Raw genomic sequence first — 21,004 nt, 5'->3', positions numbered from 1 at the left:
GCGACATCCGAGACACGTGGCCATTTCAAATGGGCAAATCGATATCTGTCCCCTGAGCGGTCGTGGCAGGGCTATCTCTGTCCCAACCTTCTGTGATGCAAATCCTTGGACTAGGGGTTCTGAGCTGTGAGGATATGTATCAATGATCCAGGTCACGCTCGCAACGAGAGGTCACCCACGCGCTCCTTAGGCACATGGAACCGGGCGGGAAGCTGGTCCATTTTGCGCAGAGATTCTCTTACTTGATGAGCTGTCCAAAAGTCTGAATGGCGGCCTAGTTAAAGCCAGTGTTTGAGGGAAGATTATAGCTATATTATGGCATACGTCCGAAATTTGCATACAGATTTCGGACGCACTCCTTGAAGGTTGTCCGAAAAAATACTACATATTTCGGACATGACGGACACTGCATCAGACTTGAAAACCGCGATCCTGAGGCGCATCGAAAGTGGTGCGCCAAGAGGGGTCTGGACGCCACGAGACTTCCTCGATCTTGGCGGGCGCGACGCCGTGGACAAGACACTGCAGCGACTGACACGCGCCGGAAATCTGCGGCGGGTCGATCGAGGGCTTTACGACAAGCCGTCGTTCAACACTCTCACACAGAAAAGCAATCCTCCCGACCCACGACAGGTGATTGAGGCTATCGCCCGGCGGGACCAGATCCGCGTACTCGTCGACGGTATGACCGCCGCCAATGATCTGGGGCTTACGAATGCAGTTCCTGCGAAGATCGTCGTGCACGCGGATGCGCGGCTCAAATCGGTCTCGCTTGGCCAGCTCGGAATCACATTCAAGCCAACCGCTGCAAGCAAGCTATATTGGGCGGGAAGGCCGGCCATGCGCATTGTTCAGGCGCTACATTGGCTACGGGACACCATGGGTCAGGTCGATGACGATGCAGTTCTTAAGCGCCGCCTGAACGCAATTCTTCAGAACCCAAAAGATGGACAGGCGCTCCGGGCTGACCTGTTGGCTGGCCTGTCGACGTTGCCGAGCTGGATGCAGAATCTGTTGCGGCCGATGTTGAAAGAACAGGCCGGCACATGATGAACTCTGCATTCGACCAGGTCATCGCAGCAGACGATGAGACACGGCTGGGTCTTTATACGACGACAGCCCAACGCCTCGGTACGACGCCCCAGAACGTCGAAAAGGACTTCTGGGTTTGCTGGACCCTTGATGCGCTCTTCAATGGATTAGCAGACCGGCCACGCTTGCTGTTCAAGGGCGGCACATCGCTCTCCAAAGGGCTTGGCCTGATCAAGCGTTTCTCGGAGGATATCGATGTCACTGTCTTCCGTGACGATCTGGGAGAAGCAGCCTCTATCACGGAACTAGAAGCTCTCAGCGGTAAGAAACGCGGCAAAGCTCTGGATGCGATCAAAGCAGCCTGCGAGGCTTACATCAATGGACCGTGCCTAACGGGGCTGTCCGCGATCATAGGCGAAACGGCCAAACGCAATGGGTTAAGCGCGGAACAGTTCCGAATTGAGCCCGACCCTGAAGACAGTCAGGCGCTCTATGTGCGTTATCCGACGGCAACGCCCGAAGATGCATATGTCGGCAAGGCTGTAAAGATCGAGTCCGGCGCGAAGTCGGCTCTCGATCCCAATTCGGATCGAGTCATCCGGCCGTATCTGGAAAGCGATATCCCAGATATCGACTTAGGTGTCGGTAACGTCACAACGGTCGATCCGGAACGGACCTTTTGGGACAAGGTCGTGATCCTGCATGGGCTTCGGCGCTGGTTCGATAATCGTGGGGAACTCAAAGGAAACGGTCAGCGGGTCTCGCGCCACTACTACGATTTACACCTACTGCTGGCTTCAGAAGCCGGGAAGAGGGCCTTGAAAGACCGCGAACTGGGCGCCGACTGCGTGGCCCATGCCCGCATGTTCTTCAATCGCCCAGCCTTCGATCTCGCGACGGCAACGCCACCCACATTCTCTCTTCGTCCCGAAGGCAAGATGCTCGACGACCTCAGCCGCGACTATCGCGCCATGTCGAGCATGATCTTCGGAGAAGCTCCGGCCTTTGAAGAGATTGTCGACGATATCATTGAACTTGAGACGGCTCTGAATGTTCCGGCGGAAGGAGCTGAAGAAAGCGACGGCCAGGAAGATGGCTAAGAAGACAAAAAGCCCGAAGCCGCGCCGTGATCCAAAGCCATCGTCCAAACCGGCCAAGGCTGCATCCAGGGCCGGATCCAATGCAGGCCGGGGCTTTCGTTACCAGGATGCCGTGTCCGCTTGGTTAGCGGTAGAAATATGGGCCGGTCAGCGAGCGCCCGCCATAGTGATTCCGGAAGGCGGTGACGATGTTGAGCTGCGTGGCGACGCAGAGAGCTTTGTCCAGATCAAGAGCCGACGTGAGCACCTTGGAGACTATACGGAAGGCGAGACCGTCGGGTATATAGAAGATCTGTGGAAACGGTCGCTTGGCTCGGCACCGCGGCCGGAGCGACTGGAACTCGTTCTTGAGCGGGAGGTGGCGGGCCTCGTCCCCTTCGAAGATCAACCGGCAGTCCGCTCAATCAAAGGCTCGATCAGCGCTAGGCTTTCAAAGCTCAGTGAGGCCTCCGACCTTCTTCCGAGAACGTCGATCACCGTGGCGACCTCACCGCAGGAATGGGCGATCAGCTTGATCGCAAATCGGCTGGGCTGCGCTCCGATCGCGGCCCAGATGTGCTTTGCCGATCTGCTTGTTCGCGTGGGTTCCTTGGCAGACGCCAATGGCAGGTTATCGCCGGAGAGTTATCGCGGCCTTTCGATCTCCGATACCGAAACGTCAATCCGCGATGTCTTGGCTGCTATCGATGTTGACGCGATCGAACAGGCCCTCAGGGAAGGCGTCTGCGAACCGGTCGATTTCCTCACACCGCTCAATGATCCGAACTTTTATCTTGGGGTCGATGTAGAACCCGGTCACCTCGCGGCGGGACTGGTATCCGAGCGGCCCCAAAGCAGATCAGCATTGGTGGAAGGTATTGAACAACGCCGGGCCGCGCTGATCGTCGGACCGTCAGGGGCCGGAAAATCTGCTTTGATGTGGGAGGTCGCCAACACGTTGAGCCATACGGTGCGGTGGTTTCGTATCCGTCGTCTGAGCGCGGCGGATATTCCTTCTCTGCGCCAGTTAGTCCGGACGTTCCGCGCTTCAGAAGACAGTCCCTTGGGCTTCGTCATGGATGATATCGGACGGAACGGGCCGGAAAGCTGGGGCGCCTTGCTCAAAGAAGCGATGTCCGTACCCGGCGTCGTACTGCTCGGTTCGGTCCGGGAAGAAGATGTAACGCTGATTGCCGAGCGCGCACGTGCAGCTGAAATACGCGCCGATCCCGATGATGAACTCGCAGAACGACTCTGGCGAGAACTGCGCGAAGCTGAAAAGACGAACTGGGCGGGTTGGCGCGAGCCGTGGAAGATGAGCGATGGCCTTCTTCTAGAATATGTCCATATCCTGACGCGCGGGCGAAGGATGCACGAACTCCTCGCTGATCAAGTCGCGGCCAGAATTTCAGATCCGAAGCGTTCCCTTGAACTGGATATTCTGCGATCCGGCGCTTGGGCAGGCGCAGCGAATGCTGAAGTCGATGCATCGCGATTGGCACGCGCTCTCTCGGTCAGTGACGCCGATCTGTCACGCGCCTTACAACGCCTCATCCAGGAACATCTGGTTCGTTCACCTGCGCCGGGCGCAGTCACCGGCCTACACCAGCTTCGATCCGAAGAATTGCTGCAGCTCGCGCACCAAACAACGTTGCCGACCCTCGAAACGAGTTTCGAACGGACGATTGCAAGTGTGCCCGCCGCCGATCTCGAGCCGTTGGTCGCGGACACGCTATCTGCGCGGCGCTTGCCTGTTCCAGCGGTGCTCAATGGCTTGATTGCCTGCTTGGAGGACGAACAGGATGCGCGGGCGTTGGCTTCAGCGCTTCGGGGCCTCGGTTCGGGCCTCATTTCTTCGGGCGTGGACGAATGGCTGGACACTCCCGAAGCGCGTGTGTTGCCGCGAACGCAAGTCACGAACGCCGCAATGTTCGGGGTCGCCGGTACTAGCCTGAGTAGTCTCACCATCATCCCGGAGGTCCAGGCCGCGGCGGATCGACTTTCGCAGATCAAAGGTTCGCCGGAAGATGACCCTCGCCGCCTGTTGATGGAGCGCATGTCGCTCTCTGTCCTGTCGGCCCTGATCGAGACAGCGGATTTGGTGAGCTTAGATGAGATTCTCGCAGCGTTGATCGGAATGCCATTGCCAGCCGCGGTGCGGACCAGTCTCATGCAGGCTCCAGAAGGCCTCTTGTATGCCAATCTCGATCTTTTGGGCTCTCTGATGGGCACCTTGTCCGCCCTGGATCGTGAGATTGCCAGTCATTGGGTAGCGGAGGTCGGGCAAGAGACGCTGTTCGCACGGGTTCAAGCAGAGACGGCTTGGGCCGGGCCTGTAACAATCGAAGATGCCGATGATGGAGTGATCGTCCGTTGCGATCTTTGGTACGTTGCCGGCTCTGTACAGAAAAATCCGCACGACGCGGTTGTTAGTTTGTGCGAGCGGATATTGGCACTGTGTCCGTCGGCTGACATTGCGGTGTCCAACGCTATTACCGCAAGTGGCGAATTGGCAGGCCTTGCCCAGTTGCCGCTCGGGACAAAGCGGATTCCCCGAGAGAATCTTCCTCCACCGTCGGTTCCTCAATGGAACCGGCGCTGGCGGGATCTGATCTCCCGCCGCGTCGCCGCTCCGAGCTATAGCGATTATCTTGCAAGAGGCGTGGCCATTCTCGAGGCCCTTGTGCCGACGTTGGAGAAGGTCTTCGACGCGTATTTTCGAGGAAAGGATGCACTCGGTAGCCTCGCCGACAGGCTGAATTCACTCAACGCGGATACTGAAGCGCTGACACCTCCTGCTGTTTCGTCATTGGAAGCGTCGGGCGCGGGAGGCGGAGAGGCTAGTACAGCCGTCACCAAGTTTCAGAACCTCCTGCACAGCGCAAGCGTCAATCTCGTCAAGAGGTTCGCGATACTGCCGGACCAAGCTGGCGCATACATTGCTTGGTTGACCGATCTCATCGCCGATGTCGACACTGCAATTGCCGAAGAGCCTTGGCAGCTCATCGCCGACGGTCCCTCGCCAATGCTTATCCGACTCAAGACGCTCTTGGAGGCGTTGCGACTTCTGGCTGGAGAAGCCCACGAAAGGAAGCAAGCGCCAGCGGTAACTTGGGCGGCACGCGGCAAAGGCGCGCGAGTAGGCAACTCAGTTCGGCTCGTATCCCTCTCTGCCAAAGCTGCCGGCGAAACACGACTAGCTCAGCGAAAGGCAGAAATTGAGCGCCTGGCAGAGGAAGCCGGGGTCGTCGCACAGTTTCATCTTCGCGTTAACGCCAAGGGTATTTTCCCGTGGCCGCCAGCAGATGTTCTCGCGCTAATACCTGCGCCCGACATTGCAGATGCGGTGGTCACGCTCGCTGAACAAGCCGAACTCGTGCGGTCATTGGTGGGCTCGTCTGTCCACCTGACAATCATGCCTTACATTGCGGATGTCGCGTTCCCGGCGCTCGCGAAGTCTGGTTACCGGACCCTCCTTCCCGACGTGGAAGGGGCTGCCGTCTGGGCGGAACAACTCGGATTGCCACAGGCCCCAACTGCTATGGCAAGCATATTTGGGGAGGTGCTGAGCCTTGCTAGCGAACTTGGAGCAATGGATCAAAAATGGCTCGGCAATGAGACTCGTCCTGAAGAAGAGATCGCTGCCCGTCGGAGCTTGGAGGCCGCCTTCGCCAGAAAGCACGAAGAACTGATCCGACGCCTCGATGCCTTTGATCCAGCTCTGCGATCGGATGTGTCTGAATTGATCGAGCATCTGCGAACTGGGGAGATCGATTTTGCTGCTGACGCGCAGGCTGCGATTGGCGGATCTTCAAGCAATTTCGCCGAGGCAGCGGGGTATCTGTCTCTGCTTTTGATTTCAGCCGAGACCGGCAATATGTCCACCGGCGGACAAAATATAGAACATGTACACGCGACCAAATTTGAGCAGACCGCCGATGACCAAGAGTAAAAACAGGGACGATTTCTCTCAGGCGACCAAGAATCGCCTAGCAAAGCAAGCCCGGTATCATTGTAGCAATCCAAGTTGCAGGAAGCTGACGTCAGCGCCGACCAGCGATGGCTCAAAGGAAGTGAATATCGGAGTTGCCGCTCATATCTGTGCTGCAGCCCCCGGAGTTGGTGCGCGCCGCTATCGCGCCGATATGACCCCAGAGCAACGGAAATCGCATGAGAATGGGATTTGGCTTTGCCAGGACTGTGCAAAGGCGATTGATTCAGATGATCCCATTTTTACCGAGGCGTTTCTGCATACCTGGAAGCAGAAGCACTCTGAGGACATGTGGCGCAGCATTATCGACAAGCTTGCCTTCGGTCCGACCATGCCGCCGACGTTTTCGGAAATCAGTGCACGCTTTCAAAAAGCTGCCGCTGCGGACTTGGCCGTGTTCCGTCGAACACCCAAATGGCCGGGCACGAACGTAGCGCTCACGCTGACGTTAAAGGTGAAGCACGTGGACGAGGCGCTCAGCACGCGCGCGCTTGCCAACGCCGTGACCACGCTGGATGACCTTATCCTTGTCGCGGCACCCGGAATGGGAAAGACGACAACCCTCTTTCAGGTCGCCGATGGTCTGTTGGAAATCGGCAACGGCACGCCACTCATCGTACCGCTGGGAGATTGGGCCACCGAAGGCGGAGCGCTGCTCGCATCCATTCTCAAACGACCTGCGTTCAACGGAATTTCAGAGCAGGATTTCCGCGCCGTCGCCACGAAACCCGGCGTCGTGCTACTTCTTGACGGTTGGAACGAACTGGATGCCGCCGCACGCGAACGCGCGCGCGTGCAAATCACTGCTCTCAAGGCTGAATTGCCGGAGCTCGGTCTTGTCATTTCCACGCGCAAACAGGCCCTCGACATTCCGTTCGGCGGGACGCGGGTCGATTTACTGCCGCTTGACGACGAGCAGCAAATGGAGATCGCGCGCGGCATGCGGGGCGAGGCTGGCGTACAACTCGTCGATCAGGCGTGGCGGACAGCGGGTGTCCGGGATCTTGTGACCATCCCACTCTACCTCACGGCACTTCTTTCGCTGCCAGAGGGCGCGCCTTTTCCGACAACAAAGGAAGAAGTGCTACGACGCTTCATTGCCGCACACGAGCAGGAAGCCCGCCGTGCGGCGGCGCTTCATGCCGTGGCCCTCGGCTTCCAGCAGGACTATTTGGATGGCCTCGCCGTGTTCGCCACGACAACGGCCAACACGGCGATCACGGACAGCAACGCGCGCAAATCGGTCGCTGAGACCGCGCGGGTCTTGGTGGACGACGGACAAATCACCATCTCCACACAACCCGACACGTTGCTCGACACGCTTGTCAGCAATCATGTTCTGACGCGCTCCGGCGACATGCCGGGCTACTCATTCCAGCACCAGCAATTTCAGGAATGGTACGCCTCGCACTACGTCGAGCGACTGATGCTACAGGCCGTTAGCGATCCAGCAGCACGCGAGAATCTGAAGGTAGACGTGCTCGATCAGCGCCCGTGGGAAGAAGCAGTCCTGTTCGCTGTCGAACGAAGCGCGCGCGGCGACGCCGTACATAAGGCCGCATGCAGTGCCGCCATCCGCGCGGCCTTTGAAGTCGATCCTGTCCTCGCGGGCGAGATGATCTTCCGCGCCACCGACGAGGTATGGGCACCGATCGGCACCGAAATGCGGAACCTCGCCGAGCAGTGGCACGCGCCAGGCAAGGTGGATCGCGCGGTGCGTTTCATGGTCGCGTCCGGCAGGCCGGAATTCGGCGATCTTCTTTGGCCGCTTATTTCGCACGCGAACACCCAAGTGCACTTGTCCGCTCTCCGGGCGGCGAAGCGATTTCGCCCATCCGTGCTTGGGAACGACGCGCCGGTGCGCATCGCAGCGCTGCCACCGGAAATCCGCAAGAACGTACTGCATGAAATTGCATCGCATGGCGGAATCGACGGCCTCGACCTTGCGACCGCAATCGCGAAGACTGACGGCGACCCGGACGTGAAGGCGACAGTGGTCGATGCGCTTTCATTTCGGCGAGCGGATCGCCACGTCGCCGACTTGCTCGCTGACGCCGGCGACGCGACCTACGACATCCTCGCCGAAAAGGGTCACCTCGACGATATTGCAGTCGATGCCGTCCAGCGGGAACTCCAGCGCGCGCGTGAGCGGCGCAAAGCTTTTGGCACTTCGCACTTCCAGCGCCTGCGCACGCTCGTCTACGCGCCGGAGGGAGATGATCGCGATGCCGAGGTCGCTGAGATTGTTGCTGAAATGGAGATCGACCGGAAGCGCGATGGCGAATTCCACCTTTTGTATGAAGTGCGAAAACGCTATCCGCATGCTCTCGCTAAGGGGTTGCTGCGTCGCGTGCGCGAGCACCGAAATCTCTTCTACGGCGCGGACAATATTCTTGCCGCCGCCGGGTTTTCCCTTGAGGACGACAAGCTGCTCGGAATTTCCCTCGAAGAGACAAACCGCCACGACGACCGCGCTGAAGCTGCCGCCTCAGTGCTAGGACCAATCGCTGTCGGACGGCTGATCGACGCGTATCTTGCCGCTGGGAAAGTCGTGCGCGACGCCAGCGGGAAATACGATCAGTCTGCGGGTGATCGCTATCACGGTCTGCGAGACCGTATCGGCCACACGCCGGGCGCAAGTTTGGTGGCTGCCGTTCAGGCGCGGGCGGCAGATGCCGATAATGAGGAAATCGTCCAACTGGCCGAGCTGTTTTCCCGCGAGACCAACGGTGACGAAGAACGGGCGCGACCCTTTAGCGAAGAAGGCTTGGCTGCAATCGGTGTGCTCGCGCGCAAATGGGCTGAGCGTATGCTCGCCGCTGGGGATGAGAAGCGCTGGCGAGTGGCTACCATTGCAACGATGATGAGCCACGCACCGTCCGTCGCACATCTTCCACTCTTGAAAAGCATGCTTGACGACAATTTACGTCGTTATCGGGCTTTCCGCGAAGAAGCGACTGCCAGCGGCTGGAAGGATCGCGACGCGGTCCACGAAGCACAGCATCCGCACATGCACGAGTACCAACGTGCGTTCTTGGCAATCAATGCGTCGGAGACCGCTGCGCTGATGCGCCAATACCTGACGGATGAGCATTTTGGCGAGCTGGCGGCGTGTGTGCTGGCTGCCCAGTGGGTTGAGGCAAACGAACCCAAGGACGACAAAAAGTTCCTCATCGGCGTAGACTTCTCGCGCGTGGAAGCGCGCCGGGACGCCCGCGCCGCCGATCCCGCCGCGACATCGATCGAGGCGGAGGCGATCTTCGGCGCAATCGAGACCTTGATTGTCGATGGTTCGTCAGATGCGCAAGTGAAGCTGGCGGTCGCGCTCGGCATTGTAGGAGCACGGCTCCCCCACGGCCAGCGTGACGCGACGATCCAGAAGCTCATTTCTCTCGCGCCGAGGCAGGCGCGCGCAGGCTTGTTGTTGTCGCTGGTCCTCTCTGGCGAGGACATCGACATCAAGCTCGTGGCCGACGGCATAGCTGAGACCTTTGAGGCGGCCGAGAAGGAGACTTGGATTCTGACACAAAGCGACGCGTATCAGCTACGCGATTGGTTGCGCCTTTTGCCGTTTGCCACGCCTGTCACCGATCTGCCCGCCATCGTGCGCGGCATGCCGGATGCTCAGCGCCATCCACGAATACTCGAAGAGATGGTCCGCGGACTCGGCAGTTCGTCCTCGGACGACGCAGAAGATGTGATTTTCACGCTCGCAGAAGATGATCCGCGTCTCTACCAGAACCATGGGTGGCGCGCGACCGCGTTGAGGTTCGGCACCGTATCCGCCGCGCGCCGCCTTGTTGACTTGACGATCAGCGGCGCGCTCGACAACAAGTCACACGACGGGTGGCGTTGGCAACGTGAGTTGGGTGGTTTGATTTCGGAGTTCTCCGAGGTCCGCGCCTATGTCCATGACCTCCTGAAGAATGGGCCGACAACGAAGCAGCTTGCCTTGCTAGCTAGCGCAGTTGCCGAAGACCCTGACACGGACGGCGTATTGATGCTGATCGATTTTGAGATGAAAACCGGACGTTCGTTCACGACGTGGCAGTCGATCCAAAGCGCTGTCACGGAGCACGTCCCGGCAGAGAACTGGGAAGGTGCGTACAATGTCGTGCCCGTCCCGGCGGTCGAGCTGCGCCGGAAGCTGCTGGCGATGACGGGCAGCGGCGGCAAGGATGACCCCGCCGCCCGCTTTCTCAACCTCATAGACAAGCTCCGGGACGAGTACGGCGCTCCAGAATCGGAACCACGCCATCCCGATCTTGCGTCGGGTCGCCCTTGGCCGATCTTGACCCCAGATCCCGATGCAGAGGACGGAAACTGATTCGGCAAGCGAACGATCCGGGCGAAATTTCGGCCCGAAAGTAAGCGCGTGACTGCATCCAGCTCTCCTATCGCAAAGCCGCTAGTCCGGTCATACCGAGCAGAAGCGAAGCACGCTATGGCCGTATGATCGGCGGCTGTGACGAGGGGCTACTCACCACGACACCACCGGCCGTCGGATATCGTGTGCGGATGCAGGTCTCGGCTGGAGGGAGGTGGCCAACATTGATGAGACACTCGGCCGAGGCGAAAAGCACGCGAAAGCTCTGTTTGAGCGCGGTCCTGTCCGTCGCCGTGTGATCCAACTCGTTAAGAGAATTAACCGCGTATTCAACATGTCTCGCTAGCTTGCGGGCATGTTGAGGGTCATTGGCTGCATCACTCAGGAACACGATCTAGGGCTCGTCGTTTTGGCGGGCGGCTTGTGCCTGTTCGCCTGCTTCACCGCCATGAACATGCTGGGCAGGGCCAAACTCGCGCAGGGCCGAGTGCGGACGCTCTGGCTGATGGCGGCAGGGGGCGTAGCAGGAAGCGGCATCTGGGCGACGCATTTCGTCGCGATGCTTGCGTTCAAGTCCATCCTGCCCGTGAACTACGAGATTGGCTTGACCTTCTTCTCCGCCTTGATCGCCATCGTGTTGTGCGGGGTGGGGTTTGCGATTGTTCTCGGGAGGCCCGGCCCCTTGGCCGGGGGTGCCCTGATCGGTGCGGCCATCAGCGCCATGCATTTCACGGGCATGACCGCCGTCCGGATTCCGGCCGATCCCGTCTGGGATATGAACTATGTCGTCGCGGCCGTCGTCATCGGCGTACTGACGAGCGCGGGCGCCATGCATGCCGCCATGCGCGTTCCTGCACTTGGTGGCATCTTGGTGGGATCGCTTCTCTTCACCATCGCGATTTGCGCCACACACTTCACGGCAATGACGGCGCTCACCTATGTGCCGGACCCGACCATCGTCGTAACGGATGTTGTCGCGGAACCCGGCATGATCGCCATCGCGATCGCGACCGTTACATTCCTGATCATTGCGCTCGGCCTGGTCGGCGCCTTGGTGGACAATTATCTGGCTCAACGCGCGTCTGGTGAAGCGGAACGCATGCGCGTCTATATCGCCGAACTCGAAGCGACAAAGCAGGAATTGATCGCCGCCAAGGATCAGGCTGAAGCGGGAAATCGCGCCAAGTCCGACTTTCTCGCCAATATGAGCCATGAGATTCGTACGCCCATGAACGGCGTACTGGGCATGACGGAATTGCTGCTCACCACGGCGTTGAACGCCGAGCAGCGAAAATTCGCCGAGACCGTTCGAGAGTCCGGGGAAGCCTTGCTGACCATCGTCAACGATATTCTCGATGTGTCCAAGCTGGAGGCCGGTCGTCTCGAGCTCGATCATATCGACTTCGATCTGGTCAACACGGTCGAAAGCGCGATCAGCCTGATGGCGGCGCGGGCGGCGGAAAAACAGATCGATCTCGGCGCCTATATCGAGCCGGCCGCGCGGGGCATTTACCGCGGCGATCCCGCGCGTCTGCGCCAGGTCCTGTTGAATCTCATCGGCAACGCCATCAAGTTCACCGAGAAGGGCGGCGTCGCCGTGCGGGTGTCGGTTTACCGCGTCGAGGATCCCCAGACAAAGGCGTCTCATCTGCGTTTTGAAGTGCATGACACGGGCATTGGCATTCCCGAGGACGTCTGCGGCAGGTTGTTTCAGAAATTCAGCCAGGCTGACAGCTCCGTTACACGGCGCTATGGCGGCACCGGCCTGGGTCTTGCGATCTGCAAGCAGATCGTCGAATTGATGGATGGCAATATCGGCGTCAACAGCCGGGTCGGGGCGGGTTCGACGTTCTGGTTCCAGTTATCGCTTGTACGCTCGGCCGCCCACCTGCCCGATCTCAGCCGCCTGCCTGTCTATCTCGAGAAGCTCAAAGTGCTGGTCGTCGATGACGTTCCAGTGAACCTCGACGTCCTGACCTCTCAACTGGGCACCTATGGCATTACCGTCACCAGAGCCGAAGATGGTTTTGCCGCGCAGGCCGAGCTGGAAAGGGCATGGCATGCCGGTCATCCATATGACATTGCCTTCCTCGATCAGATGATGCCCGGCATCTCGGGCGAAGACCTTGCCTCGCGCATTCGCAACAATCCCGATCTCGCCGATATGAAGCTGGTACTCGTCTCATCGGCAGGCTCTCATGCGAGCAAGCTTCACGAGGAAAACGACACGCTGGATGCCCGCGTTGAAAAGCCGTTGAGGCAGCATGAGCTGCTGGATTGTCTGATGCGCGTCTATAGCGGAGCGCCGCTCGTCGATTCGAGTTCAGCGCATAATCGAGACGTGCTTGAGGACGGCGCGGCGACGTCCGCCCGTACCTTGCGGATTCTGCTGGCGGAGGACAACAAGATCAACCAGAAGGTCGCTCTGGCGATGCTCGAACAGCTGGGGCATAGCGTGACCATTGCGGAGAACGGATTGCAGGCCGTCGATGCCGTTCGCCGTGGGCATTTCGACGTGGTGCTCATGGACATTCAGATGCCGGAGCTCGATGGCGTTGGCGCCACGCGGGGCATTCGAGCCTTGCCGGCGCCGAAATGCGACATCCCCATCATCGCGATGACGGCCAATGCGATGGAAGGCGCCGAGCGGAAATATCTGGATTGCGGCATGGACGACTACATATCCAAGCCGGTGCGCCGGGACATTCTTTTCGCCAAGCTTGCCAAAGTGTCCGCCGCGTTGCCCGCGCAGCCGCCTGCGTCCGACGCAGTCGCGAATGAAGAGCTATCCGGCGATCCTGCCACCTTGGCAATCGAGGAAGGACTCGCCGACCTCGATGTGGCGTCACTGGAGAACCTTTTGTCTGTGCTCTCGATGTCGGATTTGCGAGAGTTGCTCGATCTCTATCTGAGCGACACGGAAGAACGGATTGCAACGATCCGGGAGGCGAACGGCCGTGCCGATCTTGAGGGGATGATGGCCGCTGCTCATGTCATTGTCGGAACGGCGGGCGAAATCGGTGCCAGGCGGGAAAGCGCGGCCGCGCGGTTGCTTGAAAAAGCATGCCGGGCTGGCGACCTGGACGCCGCGCACCGCCTTATGGACACGTTGTTCTCGGCTCATGACGCGGCCTCTCGTGCGGTGCGCGGCTGGCTGGCGGCGAATGCCGAGGCTGTTCACGCTGTCCGTCTCTGAAATCTCAGTCGCGGGAGAGCTCGCTGGGAGGATTGCTTGTCTGGGCGTGTGAACACCTCGCGTATGTTCGCGCGCCATACCTTGTTCAGACTTACGCCGCGCACCGCTTTGTCTTTGCTGCAGGAATTGGCGGCAAAGCTTGGTGGAGATCGAGGGCCTTATATTCAGCGTCGGCACCGGCTCTCATATTTGCCGAATAATACTATTCTAGATCCTCCGATGTGGGTGAATTTATTCAAATCTTGTTCACGCCCTCGGAATCTCACACTCTGTCAGCCGCAAGTATCGGTGGTTGCGGGCCCCCGCAACCAAATAGAAAAACCGCCGGACTTCGTGTCCGGCGGTTTTTTTGTGGTTAGCTTCTGTTGAGGGACGGGGCCGACAGAATGCTGCAGTAGCTGGCTTCATGCTTTCCGCAGCCTTGCGCGGGGCTCGCCCGACAGCATGCCGCGGACGTTGTCGATATAGGCAATCATGCGGGAAAATCCGTCTTCGGTCAGCTCCACAAAGACGCGCCGGCCGTCGGCTTCGTCGCGGGCGCGGGTCGCGAGACCTTGCGATACGAGGTCGCCGATGCGGCGGAGCGCCGTCGTTGCCGGCACGCGTGAGGCAATGCAGAGGCTCGATACGGAAACGCGCTTTCCGGCGAGGCGTGCATAGGTGAGGTCGAGCAGCATGTCCCACGCGGGATCGGAGAAGAGCCCGTCGGGGAAGTAATTCTGCCGTGCGGAGCAGAGATCGATGAGGCTGCGCGTCCAGTGCCGGTTTGCATCTTCTTCGGACAGCAGATGGTTAGGGCCGGCAGGGGTGTTTCTCGCCGGGCTGGCCGGCTGCTGCCTGGGAGCGAGAGGCGGCAGTTCCTGGGCGGTATCGCCGCCGCTCAGGCGGTCCGCGATACGTACGAGGTTGCCGAAAGCGGTCGGCGCTTCGACGTTGCAGAGCGCGCCTACAATGTTCCGGGTGCGGACGAGGATATCTTCCGCATCGGCGCGGATTGCAGCGGAGAGCATCGACAAACGGTGCTGTTCGGCCGATTTTCCGGCCGCCTCGGCGAGCGCTTCGCCGATTTCGGCGGCGGTACAGGGCTCCGTCAGCACCGACCATGACCCGAAATGCCGCAACTGTGCGAGCAGCGGCGTTGTGACGTGGGCCGCCGTCAGCAGGATGACGTGGAGCCATGCTCGCCCGGGCAATTGCTGATTGTTGCGGGCGATGTCGCGGAGCAGCGGATCGGCTTCCGATGGCGCGGCGATCAGGACGACCCTTATATTTTCGTCGCGCAACAGGCGATCCTTCACGGCGCCGCGCGAGGAGGCGATCTGCCATGACAGGTTGAGGTCACCATCCGCTGCGGGGAAGGCGTTCCAGTCCCGAAGACGGTCCGCGCAATCGGGATCTACAAGTGCCGTAAACGCCGGAGCTTCGAGATGCTGCGTAATGGACATCATTGATCTAGACCTTCTTGATTAGACGAATCGGGTTGCGTTCAACCACAATGACACACATAAAAAGGTTTATACAACTTTAAATATATGTAGCTAGATCGTTCGATGTAAACATCCATTTTCGTCCTAAAATGGACCTGACGCGCAAAATGGCTGAATCCCGCGGGATTTCCGATCCTTGCGCAGGGTTTCAACGTCGCGCAAATCCGTTATGTTGGCCGCGATTTTGACTGCCCATGTAAAGGATCAGCCTTCATGCCAAGCCCGATACCGCCGATTTTGAGCTTTGCGGAGGCCGCGACGGGTGTCATCGCCATGGCGCGCTTTGCCGGCGCGCGCGGGTGGGTGCCGGCAACCAGCGGCAATTTCTCGGTTCGGATGGACGATCGGAGAGCCGCGCTGACGGCGACCGGCGCCAACAAGGCCGAGCTCGACGAGCAGGGCGTGATCGAGGCCGCAATCGCGGGGCCCAGGCACCCGCGTGCATCCGCCGAGGCGCCGCTGCATCTTGCCCGGTACCGCGCCGCGCCTGCCATCGGTGCGATTTCCCATATGCACAGCATGGCGGCGACCATTCTTTCGCGGCGCCATGCAAGGGCGGGCGTGTTGCGGCTCGAGGGCTGGGAGCTGCTGAAGGCTTTCTCCGGCGTCACCACGCATGAGGCGGAAATAGATATCCCCATCGTGCCGAACGACCAGGATACTGACCGTCTCGCCGCGCTTGTCGAGGAACGCCTCGATGGTGCCAGCGTCTGCCCCGGTTATCTGATCGCGGGGCACGGCCTATATGTCTGGGGAGCGACTGCGACGGAGACGATACGCCATATGGAAGCTTTCGATTTTCTGCTTGCCGCGCAGCTTCACGAGGAGAGCACAAGATGACCCATCTCACCGTTTATCCGGATACCGATCCGGCGACCGTGCTGCTCGATACGAGGGACGGGGCGGAGATTGCCGCATCGCTTTTCGAAATCGGCGTTGTGTTCGAGCGCTGGGACGCGCCGCATGCGCTTGGCGAAGATGCGGATCAGGCGGCTGTGCTTGCAGCCTACGAAGCCGATGTGAAGAGGCTCATGGTTGAGGGCGGGTACAAGAGCGTCGATGTCGTGAGGGTGAAGCCCGACAATCCCAATCGCGCGGAAATGCGCCAGAAATTCCTCGCCGAGCATACGCATGACGATGACGAGGTGCGTTTTTTCGTCGAAGGGGCGGGTGCGTTTTATCTGCGGAAAGGCGGCCGGGTCTACCGCGTCGTCTGCGAACGCAACGATCTCATCAGCGTGCCGGCCGGCACCACGCACTGGTTCGACACCGGACCCGCGCCGCATTTCTGCGCGATCCGGATTTTCACATCGCCCGAGGGCTGGGTCGGACATTTCACGGGCGACGACATCGCCACGCGCTTTCCGAAGTTCGAGAGCGAAGTGGCATGACGGCTATTCGCGCCGTCGTTACCGATATCGAGGGAACGACAACGCCTCTCGCCTTTGTGCATGAGGTGCTGTTTCCCTATGCGCGGGCGTGGCTTGCGGATTTCGTGAGCGCAAATGCCGATGACGAGGAGGTCGCTGCGGCGCTGGCCGATGCGCGCGCGCTTGGCGGCATTGCGGAGGCCGACGATGCGGCGGCCGTGCAGCTTCTGCTGGCCTGGATGGACGAAGACCGCAAGGCAGGGCCGCTGAAGCTGCTGCAGGGGCTTATCTGGCGGCAGGGCTATGACGAAGGCGTGCTCAAAGGCGAGGTGTATGCGGATGCGGCGGATACCCTGCGGCTGTGGCACAGCCGGGGCCTGCGCCTTTTCGTTTATTCATCGGGCTCGGAAGCGGCGCAGCGGCTGATATTCGGCCATTCGGACCAGGGCGATCTCGGACAATTTTTCGAGGGGTATTTCGATACGCGGATCGGCGCCAAGGTGGAAAGCGCGTCCTATGCGGCGATTGCCCGCGCGGCCGGGCTGTTACCGCAGGAAATGCTGTTCCTGTCGGACCATGAGGGCGAGATCGAGGCGGCGCGGGAGGCCGGGATGCAGACGGTCACGATCGACCGCGCGCTTCCGGAAGATGCGTGGATGGCCGGTCCGCTTGCCGGGTCTTTCAGCGCCGTCGAGAAGGCGATCTCGCCCGGAAAGCCGGCGTGAAAAATGGCCCGGAAAGTTTCTCCCGGGCCATTCCTTCTTTTGATTTCAACGACTTGTCAGCACTTGCCTTCTTCGCGGCAGCCCTTGTAGGCGCCGCCTGCGGCACCCACGGCACCGCCGATCACGGCGCCCGTGGTGGCCGACCCGCCGGTGAGGGCGCCTGCAGCCGCACCGACGCCAGCGCCGATGGCACCGCCTGAAAGGGCACCGGATTCCGTCCGGTTGAGGTCCGTGCAGCCTGCCGTCATGAGAAAGGCGGCGGCGGTCAGTGCCAGAGATGTCTTCATCATCGCTTTTGCCTCCTTTTCCTGTCTTGCCTGAATTTGAAGGTAGGTCGCCCTATCCCGCAGAGAAGGGCAGGAATTGGGCATTTAAGGGCCATTTCCAAGGCGTTCGGCCTTGTGCGGAAGGGGCGGCTAGCGGATGATCCGCGCGTGAGCATGGATTTCAAACCGGAAGGCCCGAGCCGCGATCGCCTGGAAACAGGGGATGAGGAGGACGCCCCTGGCGGCCTCCCGACGCGGCTTGCGCTGTGGGCGGCGCGGGCGCTGCTGGCGGTGTTTTTCGGGCCCGCTATAATCCTTTTGATCTATATGGTTGTGCCGCCGCCGGTGACGCCGCTGATGCTGATCCGGGCGGTGGAGGGCTATGGAATTTCCAAGTCATGGCGCCCACTTAGCGAGATTTCGCCGAACCTGCAACGGGCGGTGATCGCGGCGGAGGATAGTAAATTCTGTCTACATGGCGGCTTCGACTGGGAGGCCGTCGATACCGCCATCGAACGCTACAAGGGCGGCAGGCGGGTGGTCGGCGCGAGCACGATCAGCATGCAGACCTCGAAGAACCTTTTCCTGTGGCCCGGACGGACTTTTCTGAGGAAAGGCGGCGAGGCCTATATCACCGTGTGGCTGGAGACGCTGCTCTCCAAGCGGCGGATCCTGGAGCTTTACCTCAACGTGATCGAGTTCGGCCCCGGCATATATGGAGCGGAGGCGGCGGCGCGGCACTATTACGGGGTGAGTGCGGGACAACTGAGCCATGCCCAGGCGGCGCAACTGGCGGCGGTGCTGCCGAGCCCGCTGACGCGGCGGCCGTCGAACACCGGTTATGCGGCGACGATTTCGGCGCGGATGAACTCCATCCGGCTTGGCAAGCACGGTCCGTGCGACTGAGATTTCCGGGTGACTGTCACAATCGGGAAAGGGCGGGAATCCGGGCTTTTTCGGAAGCGGGTTTTGACTGTCATTGAACTGTCATGAGATTGTCATAAAGCGGGTAGGATTTTGTCCGTAGGCGGATTATGTGCTGAGGTTTCACGCTTACCCCTCCCCAAAATTCGCTGTGCGAATTTTGACCCTCCCGCAGGGGGAGGGTGGCAGTAAGGAGGGTGCGAGAAAGGTATAGGGGATAAGTCAGCCGTGGGCGGGGGCGGGGTTGTCCCCGGGGGTGTCGCCCGCGGGTGAATGCGTACCGGGGATATCGCGGCGGCGGGCTTCCAACGCGGCCAGCGCGCAGAGGTCGGCTTCGGTTTCGGAGAGATGCCATTCGCGAACCGAAACCGTGCGGCTGGCCGCGTAGTCGGCGCGGACGGCATCGGCGAGGACGCTGTGGGTTTCCTCCATATCCATGCGCGGGTTCCAGCCATGGGCGCGGAGGCGCTTTTCGAAACGGGTTTCATAGACAGGGAGCGCCTCGCCGGGGCGGCCGTCGCGGAACCAGATTTCACCCAGCTCGGCGGCGCTGGCGGGGTCCGCCAGCAGGGTAATGAAATGCCGCGCGCCGAGAGTGGGGCCTTCCGGCTCCGTGAGGAAGAGCGCGGCGGGGAGCGCGGCGGCGAGGAGGGCGGTACCGCCCAGGATCACGACCGTGCGGCGGGAGACCGCGGGGCCGTGCGCCGCGCCTTCATGATGTTCCGTATCCTGATGATTTTCTTCCATGGCCCAAACTCCTATTGCACGGCGTTGGTCTGCGCGAAGCGAAGCTTCAGGTGGTCGGAAAGGCGGAGCGCCAGCGCCACGAGAGTGAGCGTCGGATTGACGGTGCCGCCGGTCGGATAAAGGGACGAGCCCGCGATATAGAGGTTCGAGAGGCCGTGGACGCGGCAATTCGCGTCGGTGACGCCTTTCTTCGGATCGTCCGCCATGCGCGTCGCGCCGAGGTGATGATTGCCCCAGCCTTCGGCTTCCGTCCATTCGTCGCGCTCGGGAAAGAGAACGCGGACGCGGCCCTCGCCCCAGCCGCCGAAGGCGCGGGCGACGGCTTCGAGATTGCCGCGCAGGCTGTCCGCGTCGTTTTTCTTCAGGCGCCAGGAGAGCTTCGTGCGGTTGAGGCCGAGCGCGTCCTTCTGCTCCGAAAGCGTGATGCGGCTTGCCGGGTTCGGCTCCTGCTCCGAGGCGCAGCCGACGCCGAGACGCCAGCCCAGCTCTTCGCCCGTTGCGGGCCTGGAGGTGGTGCTGCGGGCGAGCTGCAGCACGGAGGGCATGGTGAAGGCGGCGGGGTCTTTTTCATCCGGGCCACGGCCCGTTTCCGCCGTGACGGGCTGGACCATGCCGAAAGTGAGGACGGTGCCCATGCGCCGCGTGCGGCGGAGATACTCTTCCGAGAACATGAGGCAGCCGCGAATGACGCCATTATCGGTGCGGGTGTAGGTGCGGTAGAAGCGCGCGACGAGCTCCGGGTCGGTGATGAGGAAGGCCGCGGGCGAAGGGATGTGCGGGTGCTCCATGAAGTAGCGGCCGACGACGTCGTTGCCGTTGCCGAGGCCCTTCTTCTGGACGCTGTTGGAGAGGAGGAGGATGCGTGCATTCTCGATGCCGCCGGCGGCGAGGATGCAGATTTTCGGTTTCACCGTGAAGCGGACGCCGGACAGCGTGCCCATGCGCAGATGATCGACCTCCGCTGCGTTTTCCGTCGGCACGATTTCCAGCACGTTGCTGTTGAGGTAGCAGGCAATGTTCTTCGCGCGCTCGATATCCGGGCGGTATTTCTTTCCGAAGCGGGTGGGCGGGCTGTAGAGGAAGAAGCGGGTGACGACCTCGCCGCCCGCCAGCGGCAGGGGCTCGCCATCGGCTGCCCATGCGGCGGCGTTGTCGAAGTTGCCGGTGGGTATCTGGCAGAGCTCGCGGGCGCGATCGTAATAGGGGTCGAGCGTCTGGCGGTCGATCGGCCAGCCGGAATTCTCGACCCAGTCGCGGACCTCGAAATCCAGCGGCTCGAGCGGACGGCACCAGCCGCCCCAGTGATTTGTCGTGCCGCCGAAATAGCGCAGCCGCGAACTCGTGAGCGGATAGTCGACGCCGCCCATCTCGCCTTCGTAAAGGTCCTGCGTTTCGGCATCGAAGTCGAAGCCGCCGCTTTCGAGGAGGGTGACGGAAATGCCGGAACCGGCCAGTTCGCGCGCAATCGAGATGCCGGCGGCGCCGGCGCCTATGATGGCGAGATCGGTTTCAACGACCGTTCCTTCGGGAACGCTGCGTCCATCGATAAACATCTGGGATCTGGTCTCCTCGCGGGGCTCGTCTTCTGGAACGTTTCTTACCCGGGTTCATGCCTGAATTAGGGCGGAGGCCGGGCTTTTGTTGGACCGCACCCTAGAATTTACGCCGGGTTTCGGCAGGAAACGAGGACGTTTTCGGCTGGACCGGGGTTCCGCCTCTGTGCGAGGTTTCATCCCAACAAGAACACCCCTTACGGCAACGGCGCCGCGACCGGGGCCCGCCCGGAAAAGGGCCGGGTCCCCGCCTCGCGGAAGACGGCCCCGAGCCCGGCAAGGGACGGCATCACATGGAGGACGATCA

Annotated in this window: 13 protein-coding genes; 9 read left to right on the top strand and 4 right to left on the bottom strand. The window is 60.8% G+C overall.

Annotated elements, in window-relative coordinates:
• Positions 1 to 417: 417 nt before the first annotated feature.
• The 5 genes from Q8S60_RS07780 to Q8S60_RS07760 all read left to right on the top strand — a co-directional run bounded on the left by Q8S60_RS07780 (position 418) and on the right by Q8S60_RS07760 (position 13,625).
• Positions 418 to 1,050: a DUF6088 family protein gene (locus tag Q8S60_RS07780; protein WP_245545109.1), complete on the top strand. Its 633-nt coding sequence runs from the start codon at positions 418 to 420 to the stop codon at positions 1,048 to 1,050.
• On the top strand, positions 1,050 to 2,132 hold the full coding sequence (locus tag Q8S60_RS07775) for a nucleotidyl transferase AbiEii/AbiGii toxin family protein (protein ID WP_041536555.1): 1,083 nt from the start codon (positions 1,050 to 1,052) through the stop codon (positions 2,130 to 2,132). Before Q8S60_RS07780 ends, Q8S60_RS07775 begins: the two co-directional genes overlap by 1 nt.
• The gene (locus tag Q8S60_RS07770) at positions 2,125 to 6,063 is read left to right on the top strand and encodes a hypothetical protein (RefSeq protein WP_012110758.1); all 3,939 of its coding nucleotides are present in this window, start codon (positions 2,125 to 2,127) and stop codon (positions 6,061 to 6,063) included. The genes Q8S60_RS07775 and Q8S60_RS07770 overlap by 8 nt, the downstream gene beginning before the upstream one ends.
• The gene (locus tag Q8S60_RS07765) at positions 6,050 to 10,429 is read left to right on the top strand and encodes an NACHT domain-containing NTPase (protein ID WP_012110759.1); all 4,380 of its coding nucleotides are present in this window, start codon (positions 6,050 to 6,052) and stop codon (positions 10,427 to 10,429) included. Before Q8S60_RS07770 ends, Q8S60_RS07765 begins: the two co-directional genes overlap by 14 nt.
• 355 nt (positions 10,430 to 10,784) lie before the next feature.
• Positions 10,785 to 13,625, top strand: a complete 2,841-nt coding sequence (locus Q8S60_RS07760; RefSeq protein WP_012110760.1) for a response regulator — start codon at positions 10,785 to 10,787, stop codon at positions 13,623 to 13,625.
• A 404-nt stretch (positions 13,626 to 14,029) separates the two neighbouring features.
• On the opposite strand, the gene Q8S60_RS07755 is transcribed toward Q8S60_RS07760, so the two are convergent.
• Positions 14,030 to 15,073, bottom strand: a complete 1,044-nt coding sequence (locus Q8S60_RS07755; protein WP_305278544.1) for a winged helix DNA-binding protein — start codon at positions 15,071 to 15,073, stop codon at positions 14,030 to 14,032.
• Positions 15,074 to 15,325: 252 nt separating this feature from the next.
• Here Q8S60_RS07755 and mtnB point away from each other — a divergent pair, with 252 nt between their 5' ends.
• From mtnB to mtnC, 3 genes are read left to right on the top strand one after another with little or no spacing between them, the layout of a single operon-like run.
• On the top strand, positions 15,326 to 15,952 hold the full coding sequence (gene mtnB / locus Q8S60_RS07750) for a methylthioribulose 1-phosphate dehydratase (protein WP_305278543.1): 627 nt from the start codon (positions 15,326 to 15,328) through the stop codon (positions 15,950 to 15,952).
• Positions 15,949 to 16,503, top strand: a complete 555-nt coding sequence (locus tag Q8S60_RS07745) for an acireductone dioxygenase (RefSeq protein WP_305278541.1) — start codon at positions 15,949 to 15,951, stop codon at positions 16,501 to 16,503. The genes mtnB and Q8S60_RS07745 overlap by 4 nt, the downstream gene beginning before the upstream one ends.
• Complete coding sequence (mtnC, locus tag Q8S60_RS07740) at positions 16,500 to 17,207, top strand: acireductone synthase (RefSeq protein WP_305278539.1); 708 nt, start codon at positions 16,500 to 16,502, stop codon at positions 17,205 to 17,207. The genes Q8S60_RS07745 and mtnC overlap by 4 nt, the downstream gene beginning before the upstream one ends.
• A 56-nt stretch (positions 17,208 to 17,263) precedes the next feature.
• Here mtnC and Q8S60_RS07735 read toward each other — a convergent pair whose 3' ends face one another.
• On the bottom strand, positions 17,264 to 17,497 hold the full coding sequence (locus Q8S60_RS07735; protein WP_305278538.1) for a YMGG-like glycine zipper-containing protein: 234 nt from the start codon (positions 17,495 to 17,497) through the stop codon (positions 17,264 to 17,266).
• 150 nt (positions 17,498 to 17,647) lie between these two features.
• Here Q8S60_RS07735 and mtgA point away from each other — a divergent pair, with 150 nt between their 5' ends.
• Positions 17,648 to 18,379 carry a monofunctional biosynthetic peptidoglycan transglycosylase gene (gene mtgA / locus Q8S60_RS07730; RefSeq protein ID WP_305278582.1) on the top strand — a complete coding sequence of 244 codons (732 nt, stop codon included), beginning with the start codon at positions 17,648 to 17,650 and terminating at the stop codon, positions 18,377 to 18,379.
• Positions 18,380 to 18,619: 240 nt separating this feature from the next.
• Here the strand turns inward: mtgA and Q8S60_RS07725 are convergent, their stop codons facing one another.
• Positions 18,620 to 19,144 carry a hypothetical protein gene (locus Q8S60_RS07725; RefSeq protein ID WP_305278537.1) on the bottom strand — a complete coding sequence of 175 codons (525 nt, stop codon included), beginning with the start codon at positions 19,142 to 19,144 and terminating at the stop codon, positions 18,620 to 18,622.
• Positions 19,145 to 19,155: 11 nt separating this feature from the next.
• The gene (locus tag Q8S60_RS07720) at positions 19,156 to 20,697 is read right to left on the bottom strand and encodes an FAD-dependent oxidoreductase (protein WP_305278536.1); all 1,542 of its coding nucleotides are present in this window, start codon (positions 20,695 to 20,697) and stop codon (positions 19,156 to 19,158) included.
• Positions 20,698 to 21,004 lie beyond the last annotated feature (307 nt).

The organism is Parvibaculum sp., assembly GCF_030694575.1.
In the GTDB taxonomy this organism is placed as follows: Bacteria; Pseudomonadota; Alphaproteobacteria; order Parvibaculales; family Parvibaculaceae; genus Parvibaculum.
This window is presented reverse-complemented; position numbering and strand designations above follow the sequence as displayed.